This is a genomic window from Corynebacterium callunae, from assembly GCF_046592015.1.
Classification (GTDB): Bacteria; Actinomycetota; Actinomycetes; order Mycobacteriales; family Mycobacteriaceae; genus Corynebacterium; species Corynebacterium callunae_A.
This window is the reverse complement of the sequence record NZ_JAWVOB010000012.1, coordinates 66720-88956: the sequence shown is the minus strand read 5'-3', so window position 1 is coordinate 88956 and position 22237 is coordinate 66720. Positions and strand designations below refer to the sequence as shown.

The window sequence follows — 22237 nt, the reverse complement described above, 5'->3', positions numbered from 1 at the left end:
AAATTTTCAGGCTTTGTCACTGGACTTGCTCGCTCACCCTGGCAGGTGAGAAAATTCTATCGAACTAAAGGTTAAGTTCCTTTAGGTGAATTTCACATCGTTTTTCACGAGTTTTTCAGCAATCTCACAATATGAGTAGAAAACAGGTAACTGGCAATGACATCCAGAAATACCACCGACTCTAAGGGCACCTTAGATCGGTATTTCAAAATTTCGGAGCGTGGCTCCAGCATCGGCACCGAAGTACGTGCCGGCGTGGTCACCTTCTTCGCGATGGCTTATATCATCATCCTTAATCCTCTGATCCTTGGTACCACCGAGGACATCAATGGCACCACCCTCGGCATCCCACAGGTTGCTGCAGTCACCGCATTGGCTGCCGGTGTCATGACCATCGCCTTTGGCCTCATTGCGCGTTACCCCTTTGGTATCGCCACCGGCCTTGGCATCAACACCATGGTGGCCGTCACCTTGGTTTCCGGCGAAGGTTTGACCTGGCCAGAAGCTATGGGCCTGGTTGTCATTGACGGTATTGTCATCGTCATTTTGGCAATCTCCGGCTTCCGCGTTGCAGTGTTCCGCGCCATCCCATCCTCCATGAAGGCTGCTATTGGCGTGGGCATTGGTTTGTTCATTGCCATGATCGGCCTGGTTGACGCCGGATTTGTTCGCCGTATTCCAGATGCTGCCGGTACCACCGTCCCAGTGACCCTGGGTATTAATGGTTCCATCGCATCTTGGCCAACCTTTGTCTTTGTTGTTGGCGTTTTGCTCTGTGGATTCCTCGTTGTCCGTAAGGTCCGTGGCGGCCTGTTCATCGGCATCCTGGGCACCACCATCGTCGCCATCATCGTTGAAGCAATCTTCGGCGCCGGTCCATCCTTTGAAAACGGCGAAGCTAACCCAGCTGGCTGGAACCTCGCAGTTCCAGGCCTGCCAGATTCCTTCGGCGGCGTGCCAGACCTTTCCCTCGTTGGTGCTTTTGACCTCGTTGGTGCTTTCTCTCGCATCGGCGTTGTTGCTGCCACCCTGTTGGTTTTCACCCTGGTTTTGGCTAACTTCTTTGATGCCATGGGCACCATGACCGCCCTTGGTAAGCAGGGTGAACTTGCCGATGAAGAAGGCAACCTGCCTGATATTAAGAAGGCTCTGATTGTGGAAGGTGCTGGCGCAATTGTCGGCGGTGCAGTTTCTGCTTCTTCCAACACCGTTTTTGCTGACTCCTCCGCAGGTGTTGCCGATGGTGCTCGCACTGGCCTAGCCAACATTGTTACCGGTGTGCTTTTCCTGCTGGCCATGTTCCTCACCCCGCTTTATGAGATCGTGCCAATTGAAGCAGCTGCACCAGTTCTTGTAGTTGTGGGCGCCATGATGATGTCTCAGATTAATGAGATTGACTTCTCCAAGTTCTACATCGCTTTCCCAGCCTTCCTCACCATCGTCATCATGCCTTTCACCTACTCCATTGCCAATGGCATTGGCGTTGGCTTCATCATGTACGCAGTGATGGCAGCTGCTGCTGGCAAGGCCAAGGAAGTGCACTGGCTCATGTGGCTGGTTGCAGGCCTATTTGTGGTCTTCTTTGCCGTTGATCCCATCAGGGGTGCCATTAGCTAATGGCACGAATCCTCATCTCTGACCCCGCAGACCCACGTTTGGACGATTTCCGCGATCTTAACCATTCGGATAGCCGTCCAGATTTGCCCGGTGGCAAAGGCCTCGTAGTTGCTGAAGGACCACTTGTGGTGGGACGCCTGCTGGAATCTCGTTTTCCAGTGCGTGCCATCGTGGGGTTCAAAAATAAACTGGATTCCTTTTTTGCCACTTTTCAGGCTGAGAACTCAGGTGTTGATCTTTCGGGAATCCCAGTTTATGAAGTAACCCGCGAGACCTTAGCAACTGTGGCCGGCTTTGATATGCACCGGGGTTTATTGGCTACTGCGGATCGTGTAGCTGAGGATTCACTAGCTACCGTCCTCGAGGGCGCCCGCACTGTGGTGGTTCTCGAAGGCGTTGGCGACCATGAAAATATCGGATCCATGTTCCGCAATGCAGCTGGTATGGGCGTAGATGCCATTCTCTTTGGCAATGGTTGCGCCGATCCGCTGTACCGCCGCGTGGTGCGCGTGTCCATGGGACATGTTTTGCGCCTGCCCTTTGCCCATCTGGAAGGCAGCTACACCACTTGGCAGCGAAGTTTGGAAGAGCTTTCCCAAGCCGGTTTCCACCTGGTTTCCCTCACCCCAGACCCGGCAGCAGAACACCTCGAAGATGCCCTCGCGGGGCGCGAAAAGGTGGCCTTGTTGGTGGGCGCTGAAGGCCCGGGACTAACCGAACACGCCATGCGTGCTACCGACGTGCGTGCACGAATCCCCATGGCACCCGGCACAGATAGCCTTAATTTGGCTACCTCGGCAGCCATCGCATTTTATGAACGCGACCGCTCCCAAAGACACTAACGGTCAGTATGGCGGAGTTTTTCCGCCAGCATAGCGCCCCATTCGCGGCCCGCTCGAAGCGCAGATTTAGCCATATTCTGCGCCGAGTGGGCCGCTTTTTGTGCACCAGCCGTCACGCGCCGGGGCACAATGCGATCGGGGCTCTCATGTTGCTCATAATCGTCATAGTCAGTGTTTTCTTTAAAACCCAGCTTTTCGACGGCGGCCTGCGTCACCGCAGCCGAGCTGATCACCCGGGGGCGAGGAATTCGGGGCTCGGGGCGCCCATCAATGGCATAAGCAACCACATTGATATCCGGGGAGGTGGTGGCATCAAAACCCAGCCAAGCGCGCTGTGCCTCATAGACCAATTCAATGGGATTAAAGGGCAAAGATAGGGGAGTTTTCCGGGTGCCTTTTTTACCGGCCCAATAGGGGGTTTCAAATCCACCGGGCATGCCTACATCTTCAAAAACTCGTTCCTCATAGGCGATAAAGGAACGCTTCACGGCATTGTCATGAATATGGGCAAAACCACCGAGGGTGGTTTCTTTATTAATGGCAAAAACAAAAATATCAGTCGCCGGCACCGCCTTTAACAGGCGTGGGCTCAACTTAGACAGAGCCGATACATCTTCCAATACAGTTTGGATGATGGTCACTCCCGGGAAACCCGCAATATAAAACTCATTGGCGCTGGCTGGCACCGAACGATTCAAAGAAAACTGACCGATGGGAGTGATCGGCCAGGTGGGATTAAGCTGTGCCAAAAGCTTGCGCCCAAATCCACGATCAGCCCGTGGCTCCGAGCGGATGATCGATTGTGGGTCTGAAGCCGTGACAAACCAAATAGTCACGATTGCGGCGTTTTCCCCCAGTTGACTCGGCATCAGCCCGCCCTATTTCTTAGGGCGCTTGGTATTAGCGCGCACACCGAGGAGGACGTCCTCCCAATGAGGGGTGACAGCTTTGCGACGTCGATTGCGTGGTGCCTCAACATCGTGCTCTTCATCGTGCTCTGCCCCAGATTCCACCTGCTCCTCGTGGAAATCGACATCCTCATCATCAAAGGAGGTGTCTTCCGCATCGTCATTGTGACTAATAGAGGTCAGCGTACGAACCGGCTGAATAAACTCAGGATCAATAAGGTCAGCTGCCACTGGAGTGCGGGGATCTGCTGTTGGATTACTGGTGTTATGCAGGTTAAGTGTCCACTCTGCATGGTTGTCACTCAAACCAGCTTTCCAATCAACGCACACAATCCACTGATTGGTGGCGTCCTTATAGGAATCCCAAACTGCTGAGGTGAGATCGTGACCGCGGGTTGCAAAAGCCGTAGCCAAAATTTCCCACAGCGTTAGCTTTGCCGGGCCATTTTCACGGATGGGGTGGGATTGCTTAGCGAGCTCCGCAATTCGTGCACGTTCCAAAAGCACGGGGTGGGCATAAGGCTCAATACGAGCCTCAGTAACGCCATTTTCCTCCGCCAATTCAGCAATGGAGGCGCCAGCACGCACTCGCACCTGAATTTCACGTGGAGACATGGTCAAAGGCGCGCTAATACGTGGGTCGAGTTCTTTCTCCTCACGTGGAGCGGGCTTTGGTTGGACGGCCTCCAATACCACTGGGGGCTCGGGCTTTTCTTCAGGAACATCCTTGTGACCTGCAAGAACATCGCGCAGATCGTCAGTTACAGCAATGAAGAATTCCTCAGCGTCATCCTCATCGGAGGACCTGAACACCAGGGACGATTCAGTGGAATCTTCCCTGACCAGGAATATTTCACGCATGTTGACTCCTTATGGCTGGGTAAGTTATTAAACAAGCTTAACGAAAAACACCCTGTACTGGTGTATCAGTACAGGGTGTTTTTAGAACTTGTTCAGTTCGGGGGTATTACTTCTGTGCAAAACCACCGTCAAGAATGAAGTCAATTGCATCGGTGAGCTTCTCAATATCGGTGGAATCAATTGCTGGGAACATGCCGATACGCAGCTGGTTGCGGCCAAGCTTACGGTAAGGCTCGGTGTCTAGGATGCCATTAGCGCGCAGGATCTTAGCGATAACTGCAGCGTCGATGGAATCATCAAAGTCAATGGTGCCCACAACGAGGGAACGCTTTGCAGAATCTGCAACATAAGGAGTTGCTTCTGCGCGACCTTCAGCCCAGTTGTACAAAGCGGTGGAGCTAGCGGTGGTGCGAGCAACCATTCCATCCAGACCGCCATTTGCGTTCATCCATGCAACCTGGTTTTCCAGCATGAGCAGGGTGGATACAGCAGGGGTGTTGTAGGTCTGGTTCTTCAGGGAGTTATCCACTGCGGTATGCAGGTTGAGGAACTCAGGGATGAAACGATCGGAAGCGTTGATCTTCTCAATGCGCTCCAACGCAGCTGGGCTCATGGCTGCCAGCCAGATGCCACCGTCGGAAGCAAAGCACTTCTGAGGGGAGAAGTAGTAGACGTCAGCCTGGGACATATCTACAGGCAGGCCACCGGCGCCGGAGGTAGCGTCGATAGCTACCAAGGAACCCTCGGAACCTGCAGGGCGAACAACTGGAACCATGGCGCCAGTGGAGGTTTCATTGTGTGCCCACGCGATAACGTCTGCACCTTCAAAAGCCTGTGGGGCAGGAGCGTCGCCGGTCTCGGCGGTGACGATCTCTGGCTCATCCAACCAAGGAGCAAGCTTGGAAGCCTTTGCGAACTTGGAGGAGAACTCGCCGAAGGACAGGTGGCCGGACTTCTTCTCGATCAGACCAAAGGTTGCAGCATCCCAGAATGCGGTTGCGCCACCCAAGGAAAGGATGATCTCGTAGCCTGCTGGCAATGAGAACAAATCAGACAGGCCCTCGCGGATGGAGCCTACGACGTTCTTAACTGCAGGCTGGCGGTGGGAGGTACCGATGATGGAGGTGGATCCATCAACGATGGCTTGGATTTGTTCCGGGCGAACCTTGGAAGGTCCACAGCCAAAACGGCCGTCATTAGGAATGAACTCAGAGGGCAGGGAGGGGAAGTCGGTCATGTCTTCAGGCAACTTTCTGCGCTTGGAAGTAAGAGAGTCAACTCTAAGCATTAAATAGCTGACTAATTCACTATAACGGTTAGGTGTGAAAAAACAGCTGTCTAAATTCTTTCCCACACTTGTTTTGGCGAAAGCTTTCCCGAAATTCTTTTAGTTAATAGGTGACGGTTCACCAATTTGGGGGTGACCTGACAATTTCTGTAAAGAAACTTCCCAAAGTTGCAAATATCACTATGTTTCCACGAAAAGCCAAGGTGTTAACGTGGGAAAAGTCTCAAAAACCGCTAAAGGTGTAGTGTACATCACAAGATTTGCTAAACTGTGCACTGTTCCACTCGGTGCGTGCTGTTTGAAACTACTTATTGGGACTGCTTAACTACTTGAAGCTGTAACAACGGGTACTGCACCTGAAGAACTAAATAGCTGTAAAACGGCACAACCCAAGGCCACTAATATTCTTACACTTCTTCACAGAGAAGGGGTGGGGAATAGGTCTCCACAATGCACCGTTGGAGGATGTGGCTCGCATCTGGGAGATGGCTAAACTGCATTTGTCGGTATAGCGTGTTAACCGAACCGGATTGGGATTTTATGTGTGCCGAGCACTAAACCTGTATGCGATCGGCGCATCCAAGTTGGTTAATTTTAAACGGTTTTACTTCCGTAACCCGGAGTGAATCGAACAATGAAGTTTGAAAGGGATATCGTGGCTACTGATAACAACAAGGCTGTACTTCACTACCCCGGTGGCGAGTATGAGATGAACATCATCGAGGCTACCGAAGGCAACAATGGTGTTGTCTTGGGCAAGATGCTCGCTGAGACTGGTCTCGTTACCTTCGATCCAGGCTATGTCAGCACCGGCTCCACCGAGTCTAAGATCACTTATATCGATGGTGACCAGGGCATTCTGCGCTACCGCGGTTATGACATTGCTGATCTCGCTGAGAACGCAACCTTCAACGAGGTTTCTTACCTTCTCATCAATGGTGAGCTACCAACCGTCGAAGAACTACACAAGTTTAACGACGAGATTCGCCACCACACCCTTTTGGATGAGGACTTCAAGTCCCAGTTCAACGTATTCCCACGCGATGCACACCCAATGGCCACCCTGGCTTCCTCGGTGAACATTCTTTCCACCTACTACCAGGATCAGCTGAACCCACTTGATGAGGCTCAGTTGGACAAGGCTACCGTTCGCCTGATGGCAAAGGTGCCAATGCTGGCAGCTTATGCACACCGCGCACGCAAGGGTGCTCCTTACATGTACCCAGATAACTCCCTTAACGCACGCGAGAACTTCTTGCGCATGATGTTCGGTTACCCAACCGAGCCTTATGAGATTGACCCAGTCATGGTTAAGGCTCTGGACAAGCTGCTCATCCTCCACGCTGACCACGAGCAGAACTGCTCCACCTCCACCGTTCGCATGATCGGTTCCGCACAGGCCAACATGTTTGTCTCCATCGCTGGCGGCATCAACGCTCTGTCCGGTCCTTTGCATGGTGGCGCAAACCAGGCTGTTCTCGAGATGCTTGAAGACATCAAGAGCAACCACGGTGGCGACGCAACCGAGTTCATGAACAAGGTTAAGAACAAGGAAGACGGCGTCCGCCTCATGGGCTTCGGACACCGCGTCTACAAGAACTACGACCCACGTGCAGCCATCGTTAAGGAGCTTGCACACGAGGTTCTTGAGCACCTCGGTGGCGACGACCTGCTGGATCTGGCTCTGAAGCTGGAAGAGATTGCACTGGCTGATGATTACTTCATCTCCCGCAAGCTTTACCCTAACGTTGACTTCTACACCGGCCTGATCTACCGCGCTATGGGCTTCCCAACCGACTTCTTCACCGTGCTCTTTGCTATCGGTCGTCTCCCAGGCTGGATCGCTCACTACCGCGAGCAGCTCGGCGCACCAGGCGCAAAGATCAACCGCCCACGCCAGATTTACACCGGAAACACCCCACGCAAGGTTGTTCCTCGCGAGGAGCGCTAAGCACTGCGATGAGCCTTCGTGCCCATCTCGACTTCGGCCGGAGCCTATAAATCTGCCATAATGGCAGAGAATGGTTCCGGCCATTGTCATGTTCGGACCTAAACTTAGAGATTTTCAAGGAGCATGTAATTCACATGGAAAAGCCACAAATTGAGCCACAGGTTGGTCCAGCACCAGAGGACCTCGTCATCAAGGACATCATCGTCGGCGAAGGCGCAGATGCACAGCCAGGCGGCGTTGTAGAGGTTCACTACGTTGGTGTTGACTTCGAGACCGGTGAAGAATTCGACTCTTCTTGGGATCGCGGACAGACCGCACAGTTCCCACTCAATGGCCTCATCGCTGGTTGGCAAGAGGGAATTCCAGGCATGAAGGTTGGCGGCCGTCGTCAGCTCACCATCCCACCAGAGGCTGCTTATGGCCCTGAGGGATCCGGACACCCATTGTCGGGTCGCACTCTGGTCTTCATCATTGACCTCATCAGCGCTTAAATCTCAATAAGTTTTATGCCCTTCGTGGAATTTCCCACGGAGGGCATTGCTTTTGCTCTTTTCGTCGAAAAGCACCTCAAAGTGGTGTTGAATGGGCGCTATGAGCACATATGAATTTAGCACCCCAGCCCGCACCCTCATTGATGGATCTGCAATTCCGCAGTTGGGGCTGGGCACGTGGAAACTGGCCGGAGAGCATGCCTATCGAGTAGTACGCGAGGCGCTTGAAATTGGCTATCGTCATATTGATACCGCAACGCTATATGACAATGAAGAAGTGGTGGGAAAGGCGATTAATGACGCCATCAAGGCCGGTGAAGTAAGCCGTGATGATCTATTTATCACCTCCAAGGTCTGGAATGACGAGCAGGGGACTGCAGGCGTAAATAAGGCGTTTAATCGTTCCCTGGATGCGCTGGGGCTGGACTATTTGGACTTGTACCTCATCCACTGGCCTTGTGCTTCGCAGGGGTTGTATAAGGAGACCTTTGAGGCCATGGCCAAGATTCAGGGGCTTGGACACGTGCAATCCATTGGTGTGGCAAATTTTTATCCTGAAGTTTTGCGGGATTTGGTCAGTGGAACGGGCATTACGCCAGCGGTAAATCAGGTGGAATTGCATCCTGGTTTTAGTCAGCCAGAGCTTCGCGCGCTACATGATGAGATGGGAATTATCACCGAAGCCTGGGCACCTTTGGCAAAGGGGGAGCTGCTTACGCATCCCAAAATTGTGGCTATTGCGCAGGCTCATGAAGTGCCGGCATCGGTGATCATTTTGCGCTGGCTAGTGCAGTTGGGATGCGTGGCGATTCCGAAATCAGCACACCGAGATCGCCTAATTTCAAACCTTGATATTCACGGGGTGACGCTCTCGGAAGCGGAAATTTCCACCATGCTTTCAATTGATGAGGAGCCTGGAATGGGTCGGAAATATGGTGATCCATTGGTATTTGGAAATCAAAGTTAAGCAATAGTAGCCAAAAAGTGAAGAAGTTGACGGGCTGTGAAGCCCGTTAACTATTACAAGGTTACGTTAACAAGATTTGCAAAAGCTTAAGAAAGGGTAGTTTTGGGGGTAGATCGGGAACTTTTATAAATGCAGGTAATGGCTATTTTTTCGGGGATCCGGGTGTATTGGGGGGATAAGAGTTTTCTCAATCGCTATCTCATTGCAATGTGAGTTAGGTAACTTCACATTCACACGTTTAGCTGTGATCGACAACATACTTGGCGTTCGGCGGCCAGATGTGATGAAGAACTTTTGTAGCTAGAAAAGTCCAACAATATTTTCCAGCAACAGCTCACTACATCCCCGCTCGAGGGATATGAAAGCGAGATGAAATTCCAATGAGCTCCAGTCCGATCGTCCCGGGGCGTCGCCAGCCGACTCCCCAAGAATTCCGAGAGATGCAAGCCAGCGCTGAATTTGGCGAGCTTCGCAGCAAATTCCGCAGCTTTGCGTTCCCCATGAGTGTCGCCTTCTTTGTGTGGTACATCCTCTACGTGTTGGTGGCAACCTTTGCCTCTGACTGGATGGGTACCCCAGTGTTTGGCGCAATCAACATCGGAGTGCTCTTCGGTATCGCACAGTTCATCACGACCTTTGCGATTACCTACATTTACATCCTTTATGCGAACAAAAACCTCGAGCCGCTCCAAACTTCGATCCGCCAAAAGATGGAGGGCTAAGCAATTATGAATTCCACCATTGTTCTTGCACAAGAAGACACCGGAAACCCAATCCTCAACATTTCCGTGTTCGTTATCTTCATTGTCGTCACCATGACCATCGTTATGCGTGCTGGCAAGACCACCAAGGAAGCATCTGACTTCTACACCGGTGGCGCATCCTTCTCCGGTACCCAGAATGGTCTGGCAATTGCAGGTGACTACCTCTCTGCAGCATCCTTCCTCGGCATCGTCGGTGCTATCGCACTGACCGGTTATGACGGATTCCTGTACTCCATCGGCTTCTTCGTCGCATGGCTGGTTGCACTGCTGCTCGTTGCTGAACCACTGCGTAACGTGGGCCGCTTCACCATGGCAGACGTTTTGTCCTTCCGCCTGAAGCAGAAGCCAGTTCGTGTGGCAGCTGCCTTTGGTACCCTCTTCGTTTCCCTGTTCTACCTGATTGCGCAGATGGCAGGCGCCGGCTCCCTCGTGTCCGTGCTCCTCGACATTCACGAGTTCAAGTGGCAGGCACTGGTTGTGGGCATCGTCGGTATTGTCATGATCGCCTACGTTCTTCTCGGCGGCATGAAAGGCACCACCTACGTCCAGATGATTAAGGCTTGTTTGCTGGTCGGTGGCGTGTTGATCATGACCATCTGGACCTTCGTTGCAGTTAAGGGCGGCATCACCACCCTGCTCGACGAGGCAGTCGCAGCACACGCAGCATCTGAAGTTGCAGCAACCAAGGGCTACGAAGCCACCGCCATCTTGGAGCCAGGCCTCAAGTACGGCGTTGACCTTACCCACCAGCTTGACTTCATCTCCCTCGGCATCGCTCTGGTGCTCGGCACCGCAGGTCTGCCTCACGTTTTGATGCGTTTCTACACCGTGCCTACCGCACGTGAAGCACGTAAGTCTGTTACCTGGGCAATTATCCTCATCGGTTCCTTCTACCTGATGACCCTGGTCCTTGGTTATGGTGCTGCTGCACTTGTTGGACCAGACCGCATCTTGAAGGCTCCAGGTGCTGCTAACGCAGCAGCTCCACTGCTTGCACTTGAGCTCGGTGGCTCCATCTTCATGGCGCTGATCTCCGCAGTTGCCTTCGCAACCGTGCTTGCCGTGGTTGCTGGCCTTGCCATCACCGCTTCTGCAGCTGTCGGCCACGACATTTACGACGCAGTGCTTCGCGACGGTAAGTCCACCGAAGCTGAGCAGGTTCGTGTTTCCCGAATCACCATCGTGGTTATCGGCGTGCTCTCCATTGTGCTCGGCATCTTGGCAATGTCTCAGAACGTTGCGTTCTTGGTGGCACTGGCATTCGCAATCGCAGCTTCTGCAAACCTGCCTTGTATCCTGTACTCCCTGTACTGGAAGAAGTTCAACACCACCGGCGCAGTGGCCGCAATCTACACCGGCCTGATCACCGCTCTGGTCCTGATCTTCTTCTCCCCAGCAGTATCCGGTACCGCAACCTCCATGATTCCTTCTGATGGCGGCGGCTGGGATCTCTTCCCACTGACCAACCCAGGCATCATCTCCATTCCAGCTGCATTCATTGCAGGTTGGATTGGCACCCTGGTTGGTAAGCCAGACAACATGGAAGACCTCCAGGCTGAGATGGAAGTTCGTTCCCTCACCGGCGTGGGCGTCGAAGCAGCTGTTGATCACTAATTAACTCTGCACACCCATAAATAACCACCTCTACTTCTCGTGAGTAGAGGTGGTTCTTTTATGCAGTAGTATTATTCGACGTGTCAAGAACTTCCACTGTCCACCGCGGGTGGCAGATATCTACATTGGTTCTCGCTGCGGTGGTAGTAGGGGGAACAATTGTTGCTTTTAGCAGTGAAGATGATTCTTCAACCGCCGTCGCCTTCAGTGCGTCGAGCGCCACAGCAACGACTACCTCGGCAACGACTGAAACCACCCCACCCACCACGGTGGCAGTAGCGGATAGCCAATACAGCAGTTTTATTGAGAACTCCACCGGTTCCCAGGTGACTTATCTCAGCTTGGATAGTGATTTCCATACTGGCACCTCAACCGAGCGTTTTGCGCGCCCAGCTCTAAGCCTGAGCAAGCTCTATATCGCAGATTATGTGATGGAACACGGCACCGCCGCAGAGCAGTCCTTGGCAGTGGAAATGATCAGTACCTCATCAAACGCAGCGGCACAGCTGCTTTATGAAAAGTACCCAGAGTCCATTGATGGCACCGCCGATAAATATGGCTTGTTATCCACCAGGGGAGCAGAGCGCTGGGGCTATGCCATGACCTCTACTTATGACTTAACTAAGTTCCTGGCAGAGGTGATCAAAAAGGATAAAAACTCCAAGATCTTACAGGCTATGAAAAACTCCACAGAGGTAGCAGCCGATGGTTATCCCCAAGACTGGGGAACTGTGACACTACCTGGGGTAGAGGGAACCAAGTGGGGTTGGTCTGACGACCTTATGCTGCATTCATCCATTAGTTTTGGGGAAGACTTTGTGGTCGCAGCAGCAGTAACTGGATCAAAAGAAGACCTCACCGAATTGGTGCAAAACCAATTGGATGAGGTCATATCTGAGTAAAACTAGCTAGATAGAGTTCCGAGGATCTTGATCAGCTGATTGAAGGTTTCAGTGCTCGGAACCGCTGGGGTTTCTCCAGCAGGGGTTTCAACTGCAACGCCGGGGGACCATTGGCCCCAGTCGCTGGCATATACATTGTTGATGTCAATGCCCACTCCATCAAGAGTGTCCTTGTCAATGCGGACCTGGTGGATGGTGGTACGTGGGTGAATCTGACCATTGGATCCCCAGTTGTGCATCCAGAAGAATTCACCTAGGCCGTCATTAATAGCCCAGTCAATGACGTTGTAATTGCCATAAATGCCCAGCTGGTAGCCCGCTGCTGAGAGAGCTACCTTAAAAGCCTGTAGATAAGGGCGGATCAGGCTGGTGTACTGCGAATAGGTGGGGTTGTCGTCGATAGCCACGTAAATCGGGCGGTTGGTGGGGCCGCCGGCAGCTACGTGCAGGCTGATCGCCTGTGGGGCATGGGTGGCAGCACCGGCTGCACCCTGCTTCCAATCGGCGGTGTCGCCCTTGCCAAATTGGTACACGGAAGCGGTTTTGAGGCCGAGCCGAGCAAATTCCTGGGTTTGCGCCAGGGTTACCGGCTTGCCGATCATCCAGGATTCGGTGCCGGGGCGACGGTTGGATACATAGCGCACGGCGCCGAGGTGACCTGCGTTTTTGATGGAGGTTGCGCTCGGAACGCCGGCTGCGTAGTCGATGACGGTGCCAAGAATCGGGCCCAAAGCGCGTGCCTGGGGTGCAAAAAGGCTGGCCACGCCGATGGTTGCCACGCCCGCTGCGCCCTTGAGGAATGTTCTGCGGTTAAATTGTGCGTCCATGTATCTCCCAATATTCTCTTGAATCCCACCTATAACAGTGGTTAACAATAACAACAGCGCCACTAAAGGGCTAGGGGACTGACATAAACTCCCAAATGACCGTGATCAAGTTGTGATCTTCCTCACGAAAGAACTTAGTTTCCTGCGGAAACTGGAAACTGACAGAAAAACATGAGGGTTTAGTCATCTATTTCAGTTACGCTCACGTAACCTACGCATACGTAAGTGGTCATGGGACATCTGTGCCATCCAAGACTTAGGAGCTTTAATTCGTGAGTATTTCTTCACTGACGCCGTTGCACTCTTTCAAAGAGCCAGCAATTCTCTACGCCGGTCAGGCTTCCGCCTGGCAGCAGGTGATCGCTGACGCTAGCGACGATCACATCACTGCCACCCACCTGCGTGAGCTTTTGTCTCGTTCACGTGCCAAGACTGCCCCCTATGCACGTCAGATCGCATCCATTGTCCCAGGCTCCCTGGCGCGCTTGGAAGCACTGACCCACGAGAACGCTGAAATTGGCGCGGATATCGATCCACAGCCAGCAGTGTCCATTCCGGGAATCCTGCTGGGCCAGATTGCTGCTACTCGTCAGCTCCGCGATTTGGGTCTCGATGTAGCAAAGGCCACCCGCCTCGGCCACTCCCAGGGCATCTTGGGCGTTGCAGCGGTTGACAATGAAGAAGACGTTCTTGCCTTCGCTATCCTGCTCGGCACCGCAGCGTCCCAGTACGCCGGCAAGGGTGCACATATGCTCTCCGTGCGTGGCCTGAACCGCGAGCTGGTTGAAGCAGCAGTGGCAGAGGTTGATGGGGTAGAGGTTTCCCTGCGCAACGCTCGCACTCACTTTGTTGTCTCCGGCAAGCCAGAGGCGTTGAAGAAGGCAGCAGCAGCACTCCAGCACGCAGCCGATGCCTACAACGAAGACATCAATGAAAAGCGCAAGGGTGGCTCCCTTGCAGAACCTAAGTTTGATTACCTAGACGTGGCAATTCCTTTCCACCACTCCTCCATGCAGGAAGCAGCCGATAAGGCAGTGGAATGGTCCGCAGCTTGTGGCCTCAATGTTGATGCCCGCACCCTTGCAGAGGCTATCTTGGTCAAGCCAAGTGACTGGGTAGCGCAGATCGCTGATCTCAAGGCTGATTACGTTCTCTCCCTCGATGCTGGCGTAAGCCGCTTCACCGCGCCTTTGCTCGATGGCACCGGCATTACCCTGGTCCCAGCATTTTCTGCAGCAGAGCGCGATAACCTGGCCCGCCCAGGATTTGAGATCCCCACCGCTGAGGACTGGTCAGAGTTCGCTCCTAAGCTGGTCAAGCTGCCAAATGGTGACCTCAAGGTCATCACCGGCTTCTCCACCCTCACTGGTTATTCTCCAATCCTCTTGGCTGGTATGACCCCAACCACCGTTGACCCAGCCATCGTGGCCGCAGCAGCAAACGCTGGCCACTGGGCTGAAATGGCCGGTGGCGGACAGTACTCCGAAGAGGTCTTCACCGGCAACAAGGAAAAGCTTGTTTCCTTGCTCAACGTTGGACGTTCCGCACAGTTCAACTCCATGTTCTTTGACCGCTACATGTGGAACCTGCAGTTCGGTGCACAGCGCATCGTCTCCAAGGCACGTGCTACCGGTACCTCCATCAACGGTGTTGTTGTCTCCGCAGGTATTCCTGAGGTTGAGGAAGCAACCGAGCTGATCAGGGACCTCAACGCAGACGGCTTCCCATACGTTGCCTTCAAGCCAGGCACCGTGGATCAGATCCGCGCAGCACTCAAGATCGCTGATGCCAACCCTGATACCAAGATCATTGTCCAGATCGAAGATGGCCACGCAGGTGGACACCACTCCTGGGTTAACCTCGATGACCTGCTGCTGACCACCTACGCTGAGCTGCGCGCTCGCAAGAATGTGGTCGTAGTAATCGGTGGCGGTATCGGCACCCCAGCAAAGGCTGCTTATTACCTCACCGGTGAATGGTCCAAGGACCTCGGCTACCCCAAGATGCCAGTTGACGGCATCCTCGTTGGTACTGCTGCAATGGCAACCAAGGAAGCAACCACCTCTCCACAGGTTAAGCAAGCACTGGTTGATACCCCCGGTGTTGATCCTCAGGATGCCGGTGGCTGGGTTGGCCGTAGCCTCTCCCGCGGTGGCGTGACCTCTGGTCTTTCCCACCTCCATGCTGATATGTACGAGTTGGACAATGACTCCGCAGCAGCATCCCGCCTGATTTCCTCCATCGATTCTGATGACTATGCAGATCACCGCGATGAGCTGATCGCTGCCATCAACAAGACCTCCAAGCCATACTTCGGCGAGGTCGAGGAAATGACCTACGCAGAGTGGATCGAGCGCTGGGTTGAGCTTGCTTACCCAACTCAGGATCCAACCTGGGATGATCGCTTCTTTGACTTGGTCCACCGCATTGAGGCTCGCCTCAACGAGGCTGAGCACGGCGCCATCACCACCTTGTTCCCAGATCTCGAATCTGTTGCTGACGAGCAGGCAGCCGTCGAAAAGCTTCTTGCCGCCTACCCGAATGCCCGCGAGATTAAGGTCTCCGCGCGCGACGCCGCGTGGTTTATCGGTCTGTGCCGCAAGCACCACAAGCCAATGCCTTGGGTCCCTGCTATCGACGCCGACCTCGCACGTTGGTGGGGCCTGGACACCCTATGGCAGTCCCAGAACTCCCGTTATGGCGCGAGCGAAGTTCGCGTTATCCCTGGCCCAGTTTCCGTGGCCGGTATTGACCGCGTTGATGAGCCAGTTGCAGAGCTGCTTGGCCGCTTCGAAGCTGCCTGTGTGGAAGCACTCGACGAAGAGCCAGTGGAGATCTACTCCCGTCTCAACGCAGCTAAGGATGAGCGCGAATTCCTGCTGGCCACCCCACACATTGTGTGGCACGGCAACCTCATTGACAACCCAGCTCATGTGCTTAAGGAAGGCGCTTTTGAGCTCATCGAGGAAGATGGCTACTGGATCATCCGCATCCTGGCTGACTCCTACTTCGATGACCTGCCACTAGAGCAGCGTCCATACCTGGTTAAGCACGTTGACATCCCAGTTGAACTCGGCGATGCCGTAGCAACTGGTGGCTCCCCAGTAGTTTCCCGCGAGAAGCTGCCTGATTCTGTCTTCGAGCTGCTTGCTGGCGTTGCCGGCGTTGGTTCCGTCTCCGCTGCTGGCGATGAGATCAAGGCCCTGCCAGTTGCGGAAGAAGATGGATCCCCATTCGGCGTGGTCCGCGATTCCTTCACCTTCCCGGCACACCTGCTTGCAGCACACACCGCCGTCACCGGCGCTGCACTCGAGGAGCACAACGTGGGCACCCCTGACGTGCTCATGGGCGCTTGCTGGCCAGCCATCTACGCCGCGCTGGGCACCGGTAAGCTTTCCGACGGCTACCCCGTCATCGAGGGTCTGCTCAACGCAGTTCACCTTGATCACCTCCTTGACCTGCGTATCCCACTCGAGGAGCTGGCCGATGGCCGCACCATCGACGTAGAGGCTCGTACCGACTCCATCGAGGAATCCTCCTCCGGACGTATCGTGACCGTGCGCATCACCTTGACCACCAAGGGCGAAGTTGCAGCCAAGCTGGTTACCCGCTTTGCAATCCGTGGCCGCATCACCACCACCGAAATGGCCTCCCAGGCAGATGCCTATGGCGCTCGCGATGAGGTAGTGGAGCCAACTCCACGTTCCTTCATCCGCCAAGCAACTGTTTCCGCACCTGCAGATATGACCCCATTTGCCATGGTGTCCGGTGACTACAACCCAATTCACACCTCCGACAACGCAGCAAAGCTCGTTGGCCTGGATGCAGCCCTCGTCCACGGCATGTGGCTTTCTGCAACCGCACAGCACCTTGCAGGTCTGGGCTCTGAGGTTATTGGTTGGACCTACTCCATGTACGGCATGGTTCAGCTCAATGACGTTGTTGATATCACCGTCGAGCGTGTTGGCCGCGCAGGCCTGAAGCCTGCTTACGAGGTCACCTGCCGCATTGATGGCAACGTGGTTTCCCGTGGCCAGGCTCTCTTGCGCGAACCTGCAACCGCTTATGTTTACCCAGGCCAGGGTATCCAGGCCAAGGGCATGGGCCAGGGCGACCGCACCGCCAGCCCAGAGGCTCGTGCAATTTGGGAGCGTGCTGATAAGCACACCCGCGCAAACCTCGGCTTCTCCATCCAGCAGGTTATCGATGAGAACCCAACTGAGCTCAAGGTGGGCGATATCACCTTCGTGCACCCAGCTGGCGTTCTAAACCTCACCCAGTTCACCCAGGTCGCACTGGCTGTAGTTGCCTACGCACAGACTGCTCGTCTGCAGGCAGCCAACGCCATCGTTGAGGATTCCCTCTACGCAGGTCACTCCCTCGGCGAGTACACCGCACTGGCTTCCCTGGGCAATATCTTCGAACTAGAAGGTGTTATTGACGTCGTATTCTCCCGCGGTTCCGCAATGCACTCCCTGGTGCCTCGCGATGCCCAGGGTCGTTCCAACTACGGCCTGGCTGCATTCCGTCCGAATATGATCAACGTTGCTGCCACCGAGGTAGAAAACTGGGTTAACCGCATTGCGGAAGAATCCGGCGAATTCCTCCAGATCGTCAACTACAACGTTGATGGCCAGCAGTATGCAGTGGCCGGCACCCTGGCAGGACTGAAGGCGCTTAAGGCTTCTGCTTCTGCTAACCCACGTGCTTACGTCAACATCCCAGGCATCGACGTCCCATTCCACTCCAGCGTCCTGCGCCCAGGTGTTCCTGCCTTCGCCCAGAAGCTGGATGAGCTGCTCCCAGAGACCATCGATATCGATGCGCTGCGTGGCCGCTACATTCCAAACCTGGTTGCTCGCCCCTTCGAGCTCACCCAGGACTTTGTCGACGCCATCCTCGCAGTGGTTCCTTCCGAGCGCCTCAAGGGCCTCAAGGTTGCAGACACCGACGAGAACACCCTGGCTCGTCTCCTGCTGATCGAGCTGCTCTCCTGGCAGTTCGCATCCCCAGTTCGCTGGATTGAAACCCAGGCGCTGATCATCGACAACGTCGAGCAGATCATCGAGGTCGGCTTGGCAGCCTCCCCAACCCTGACCAACCTGGCACTGCGCACCATGGACGTTATTGGCGAGCACCGCCCAGTCTTTAACGTTGAGCGCGACCAGGACACCGTTATGCTTAACGACGTCCGCCAGGCCCCAGTCGCTGAGGTTGAAGAGGAAGCACCGGAAGTTCAGGAAGCACCAGCACCAGTTGCAGCAGCAGCACCAGTAGCAGCAGCCCCTGCCTCCGCACCAGTAGCTGTGGGCAATGCACCTGAACTGAAGTTCAATGCAGCCAACGCCATCATGGTTCTCTTCGCAGTACAGAACAAGATCAAAATTGATCAGATCACTGCTGCAGATACCTCTGAGACCCTGACCAATGGTGTGTCCTCCCGCCGTAACCAGATGCTCATGGATATGTCCACCGAGCTTTCCGTACCAACCATTGATGGTGCTGCGGATGCCGATGTGGCAACCCTTAAGGGCCGTGTGGTTACCGCCGCGCCGGGCTACAAGCCTTTTGGTCCAGTTCTTTCCGAGACCGTTCGTGCACGTCTGCGTACCCTCACCGGTGCAGCAGGCCTGAAGACCTCCTATGTTGGCGATCGTGTCACCGGCACCTGGGGTCTTCCAGAAAGCTGGGTTGCCTACGTTGAGGTTGAGCTGCTGCTCGGTACTCGCGAAGGTGAATCCGTCCGCGGTGGCGACCTGGGCACCCTGCCTGCAACTGCTGCAAATAAGGGTGAGGTTGATTCCCTCATCGATGCAGCTGTGCAGAATGTGGCAGCTGCCAATGGCACCAACGTCTCCATGTCTTCCGGAAGCGCTGCTGCTGGTGGGGTAGTGGACTCCGCTGCTCTGGATGCTTATGCTTCCACCGTCACCGGCGAAGATGGCGTGCTGGCAAATATCGCCCGCGGCATCCTAAACCAACTTGGCCTTGACGCCAAGGATCAGGTTGAGGGCGCAGAGATCGACACCGAGCTTTATGACGCCGTTGAGGCTGAATTGGGCACCGGTTGGTTGAAGCTGGTAACCCCAGTATTCTCCGCTGATCGCGCCATCCTCTTTGATGACCGTTGGGCATCTGCTCGTGAGGATCTGGCTCGCTTGGCTAATGGTGCAGAAATCGCTGTTGAGCGCTTTATTGGCACCGGGGCAACCGTCGAAAAGCAGGCAACTTGGTGGGCTGACCACGTAGAAGATGCCGCTTTGGCTGCCACCCTGACCGAGGTTGCCAAGCTGGCTGCACAGCCAGCGGTTGAGCCTCACGCTGATGATGTTGCGCTGGTTACCGGCGCGGCTCCTGAGTCCATTGCAGGTGCTGTAGCTGCACGTTTGCTCTCTGAGGGTGCAACCGTGATCATGACCGCCTCCAATGTGTCCCAGGCACGTAAGGAATATGCCCGCAAGCTCTACGCAAACCACGCTTCACCAAATGCGAAGCTGTGGATTGTTCCTGCGAACATGTCCTCCTACCGCGACGTTGATGCTCTGATCGACTGGATCGGCAATGAGCAGCGCGTTACCGTCGGTGGCTCAGTGACCGTGACCAAGCCTGCGTTGACCCCAACCCTGGCTTATCCTTTCGCAGCTCCTTCCGTCTCCGGCTCCTTGGCCGATGCCGGCCCACAGGCTGAAAACCAGGCACGTTTGCTGCTGTGGTCTGTTGAGCGCACCATCGCTGGTCTTGCCAACTTGGCTTCCCGCGGTGTTGACGGTCGCGTCCACGTGGTGCTGCCAGGTTCACCAAACCGCGGCATGTTCGGTGGCGACGGTGCATACGGCGAGGTCAAGGCAGCATTTGATGCCATCTTGGCCAAGTGGGGCTCCGAGACCGGCTGGCCTGAATTTGTCACCCTGGCACAGGCTCGTATTGGTTGGGTTGCAGGTACCGGCCTGATGGGACGCAATGACGTTCTTATCCCAGCAGCTGAGAAGCTGGGCATCCACGTTTACACCCCTGAAGAGATCTCCTCCGAGCTGCTGGGACTAGCATCTGCTGAATCCCGCGCCAAGGCGCTGGAAGCTCCGATCGATTATGACCTCACCGGTGGACTTTCCGGTGGCGTCTCCATCGCTGAGCTGGCTGCTTCCCTCGAAGCAGATGCTGCTTCGGAAGCTGCGGAGCAGGCAGAGACCATCAAGGCACTGCCTTCACCTAAGCACCCAGAGCAGGCAGCTGGCGTTCAGGTTGGTGAGGTCACCACTGACCTTGACGATATGGTCGTTATGGTCGGCGTGGGCGAAATCTCCTCCTGGGGCTCCGGACGTACCCGCTTTGAAGCTGAGTACGGCATCCAGCGTGATGGCTCGGTAGAGCTTACCGCCGCTGGCGTGCTGGAACTTGCTTGGATGATGGGTTTGATCTCCTGGAATGAAGATCCAAAGCCAGCTTGGTACGACGCTGACGGCACCGAAGTTCCTGAAGAAGAAATCTACGAGCGTTTCCGCGATGAGGTTGTGGCCCGTTGTGGTATCCGCGAGCTCGTCAACGATGCCTTCCTGGTAGACGGTGGCTCCATGGACGCAGCCGAGGTCTTCCTCGATCGCGACATCTCCTTCGCCGTGACCTCCGCTGAAGAAGCTCAGGCCTATGTTGATGCCGATGCTTCCGCAACTGTGGAAGAGGTTGAGGGCGAGTGGATCGTGACCAAGAAGAAGGGCTCCACCTCCTTCGTGCCACGCAAGGCCACCCTGACCCGCTCCGTTGCAGGCCAGCTGCCTACCGACTTCGACCCAGCCAAGTGGGGCATTCCAGCCTCCATGCTCGATGCACTCGACAACATCGCGGCGTGGAACCTGGTTACCGCCGTGGATGCATTCTTGTCCTCCGGCTTCAGCCCTGCTGAGTTGCTGCAGTCCGTGCACCCAGCCGATGTGTCCTCCACCCAGGGCACCGGTATTGGTGGCATGCAGTCCCTGCGTAAGCTCTTTGTGAACCGCTTCCTGGGTCAGGATCGTCCGGGCGACATCCTGCAGGAGACCCTGCCTAACGTGGTTGCTGCACACACCATGCAGTCTTACGTTGGTGGCTACGGTCAGATGATCCACCCAGTTGCTGCTTGTGCTACTGCCGCAGTTTCTGTGGAAGAGGGCGTTGACAAGATCTGCTTGGGTAAGGCTGACTTCGTGGTCGCCGGTGGTATCGATGACATTCAGGTTGAATCCCTCACCGGCTTCGGCGATATGAATGCAACTGCCGAGACTCAGGCCATGCTGGACAAGGGTATCGATCCTCGCTTCATCTCCCGCGGTAACGACCGCCGTCGCGGTGGCTTCCTCGAAGCTGCCGGTGGTGGTACCGTCCTGCTGGCTCGTGCATCTGTGGCCGCTGATATGGGACTTCCAGTCCTGGCAGTGGTGGCACACGCACAGTCCTACGCCGATGGTGCACACACCTCCATTCCTGCTCCAGGCTTGGGTGCTCTGGGTGCAGCTCGCGGTGGCGAGAACTCCCGCCTGGCTCGCGAGCTGAAGAAGATGGGTCTGACCCCAGATGACGTGCGCGTGATCTCCAAGCACGACACCTCCACCAACGCCAACGATCCAAACGAGTCCGAGCTGCACACCCTGCTGTGGAAGACCATTGGACGCGAAGCTGACAACCCAATGTTCATCATCTCCCAGAAGTCCCTCACCGGACACTCAAAGGGCGGTGCTGCACTCTTCCAGATCGGTGGCCTGATCTCTGTCCTAGAGACCGGCAAGCTGCCACAGAACGCATCCCTGGACTGCGTTGATCCAGAGATGGAAGAAAAGGGCGAGAACTTCGTCTGGCTGCGCGAACCACTGGACCTCGGTGCAGGTGCCGTTAAGGCTGCTGCACTGACCTCCCTTGGCTTCGGTCACGTTGCTGCCGTGGTTGTCTTGGCAACCAGCGGTGTCTTCGAGCAGGCACTGCGCAACGCAGGCCGCGACGTTGAGGAATGGCGCAAGCGCGCTACCCAGCGTCTGCGCGCCGGTGCTAACCGCCTGGAGGCCGGCATGGTTGGCCGTGCTCCACTGTTCGAGCAGGTTGAAGGACGCCGCCTCCCTGAAAAGGGAGCACACCAGGCCGAGATCAACATGCTTATCGACGCCGACGCTCGCCTCGGTGCTGACGGTACCTACCGGGCATAAAGGTTCGGGGGCTTCGGCCCCCGGCAATTAATAAA

At 55.3% G+C, this 22237-nt stretch carries 13 protein-coding genes; 9 read left to right on the top strand and 4 right to left on the bottom strand.

The features are described from left to right. The first annotated feature begins 156 nt into the window (after positions 1–156). Together SFC07_RS12425 and SFC07_RS12420 are read left to right on the top strand one after the other, a co-directional pair. Positions 157–1617, top strand: coding sequence for an NCS2 family permease (locus SFC07_RS12425; RefSeq protein ID WP_411208625.1), 1461 nt, complete (start codon positions 157–159; stop codon positions 1615–1617). Continuing rightward, positions 1617–2459, top strand: coding sequence for a TrmH family RNA methyltransferase (locus tag SFC07_RS12420; RefSeq protein WP_411208624.1), 843 nt, complete (start codon positions 1617–1619; stop codon positions 2457–2459). Before SFC07_RS12425 ends, SFC07_RS12420 begins: the two co-directional genes overlap by 1 nt. Here SFC07_RS12420 and SFC07_RS12415 read toward each other — a convergent pair. From SFC07_RS12415 to serC, 3 genes are all read right to left on the bottom strand, one after another. After that, positions 2456–3328, bottom strand: a complete 873-nt coding sequence (locus SFC07_RS12415) for a DUF6928 family protein (RefSeq protein ID WP_411208623.1) — start codon at positions 3326–3328, stop codon at positions 2456–2458. The genes SFC07_RS12420 and SFC07_RS12415 overlap by 4 nt on opposite strands. Before the next feature lie 9 nt (positions 3329–3337). Further along, positions 3338–4228 (bottom strand): septation protein SepH, encoded by an 891-nt coding sequence (sepH, locus tag SFC07_RS12410; protein WP_411208622.1) that lies wholly within the window; start codon positions 4226–4228, stop codon positions 3338–3340. A gap of 106 nt (positions 4229–4334) precedes the next feature. Then, positions 4335–5465 (bottom strand): phosphoserine transaminase, encoded by a 1131-nt coding sequence (serC, locus tag SFC07_RS12405; RefSeq protein WP_411208621.1) that lies wholly within the window; start codon positions 5463–5465, stop codon positions 4335–4337. 685 nt (positions 5466–6150) lie between these two features. On the opposite strand from serC, the gene SFC07_RS12400 reads away from it, so the two are divergent. The 6 genes from SFC07_RS12400 (at position 6151) to SFC07_RS12375 (ending at position 12205) form a co-directional block, all read left to right on the top strand. Then, positions 6151–7467, top strand: a complete 1317-nt coding sequence (locus SFC07_RS12400) for a citrate synthase (protein ID WP_411208620.1) — start codon at positions 6151–6153, stop codon at positions 7465–7467. A 134-nt stretch (positions 7468–7601) separates the two neighbouring features. Next, the gene (gene fkpA / locus SFC07_RS12395) at positions 7602–7958 is read left to right on the top strand and encodes an FKBP-type peptidyl-prolyl cis-trans isomerase FkpA (protein ID WP_015650683.1); all 357 of its coding nucleotides are present in this window, start codon (positions 7602–7604) and stop codon (positions 7956–7958) included. A 91-nt stretch (positions 7959–8049) separates the two neighbouring features. After that, positions 8050–8925 (top strand): aldo/keto reductase, encoded by an 876-nt coding sequence (locus SFC07_RS12390; protein WP_411208619.1) that lies wholly within the window; start codon positions 8050–8052, stop codon positions 8923–8925. Positions 8926–9305: 380 nt separating this feature from the next. Then, a complete protein-coding gene (locus tag SFC07_RS12385; RefSeq protein ID WP_411208618.1) occupies positions 9306–9647 on the top strand; it encodes a DUF485 domain-containing protein in 342 nt (113 codons plus the stop codon). Positions 9648–9653: 6 nt separating this feature from the next. Next, positions 9654–11303: a cation acetate symporter gene (locus SFC07_RS12380; RefSeq protein ID WP_411208617.1), complete on the top strand. Its 1650-nt coding sequence runs from the start codon at positions 9654–9656 to the stop codon at positions 11301–11303. 116 nt (positions 11304–11419) lie between these two features. Next, positions 11420–12205 carry a hypothetical protein gene (locus tag SFC07_RS12375; RefSeq protein WP_411208638.1) on the top strand — a complete coding sequence of 262 codons (786 nt, stop codon included), beginning with the start codon at positions 11420–11422 and terminating at the stop codon, positions 12203–12205. Positions 12206–12207: 2 nt separating this feature from the next. On the opposite strand, the gene SFC07_RS12370 is transcribed toward SFC07_RS12375, so the two are convergent. Then, entirely contained in the window at positions 12208–13032 is an 825-nt protein-coding gene (locus tag SFC07_RS12370) for a glycoside hydrolase domain-containing protein (RefSeq protein ID WP_411208616.1), read from the bottom strand. 272 nt (positions 13033–13304) lie between these two features. On the opposite strand from SFC07_RS12370, the gene SFC07_RS12365 reads away from it, so the two are divergent. Beyond that, on the top strand, positions 13305–22202 hold the full coding sequence (locus SFC07_RS12365; RefSeq protein ID WP_411208615.1) for a fatty acid synthase subunit beta domain-containing protein: 8898 nt from the start codon (positions 13305–13307) through the stop codon (positions 22200–22202). Positions 22203–22237 lie beyond the last annotated feature (35 nt).

Coding starts and splice junctions, on each gene's coding strand:
- serC (WP_411208621.1), bottom strand. CDS start 5,465: ATGACCGACTTCCCCTCCCTGCCCTCTGAGTTCATTCCTAATGACGGC.
- SFC07_RS12425 (WP_411208625.1), top strand. CDS start 157: ATGACATCCAGAAATACCACCGACTCTAAGGGCACCTTAGATCGGTAT.
- SFC07_RS12385 (WP_411208618.1), top strand. CDS start 9,306: ATGAGCTCCAGTCCGATCGTCCCGGGGCGTCGCCAGCCGACTCCCCAA.
- SFC07_RS12390 (WP_411208619.1), top strand. CDS start 8,050: ATGGGCGCTATGAGCACATATGAATTTAGCACCCCAGCCCGCACCCTC.
- SFC07_RS12415 (WP_411208623.1), bottom strand. CDS start 3,328: ATGCCGAGTCAACTGGGGGAAAACGCCGCAATCGTGACTATTTGGTTT.
- SFC07_RS12400 (WP_411208620.1), top strand. CDS start 6,151: ATGAAGTTTGAAAGGGATATCGTGGCTACTGATAACAACAAGGCTGTA.
- sepH (WP_411208622.1), bottom strand. CDS start 4,228: ATGCGTGAAATATTCCTGGTCAGGGAAGATTCCACTGAATCGTCCCTG.
- SFC07_RS12370 (WP_411208616.1), bottom strand. CDS start 13,032: ATGGACGCACAATTTAACCGCAGAACATTCCTCAAGGGCGCAGCGGGC.
- SFC07_RS12420 (WP_411208624.1), top strand. CDS start 1,617: ATGGCACGAATCCTCATCTCTGACCCCGCAGACCCACGTTTGGACGAT.
- SFC07_RS12380 (WP_411208617.1), top strand. CDS start 9,654: ATGAATTCCACCATTGTTCTTGCACAAGAAGACACCGGAAACCCAATC.
- fkpA (WP_015650683.1), top strand. CDS start 7,602: ATGGAAAAGCCACAAATTGAGCCACAGGTTGGTCCAGCACCAGAGGAC.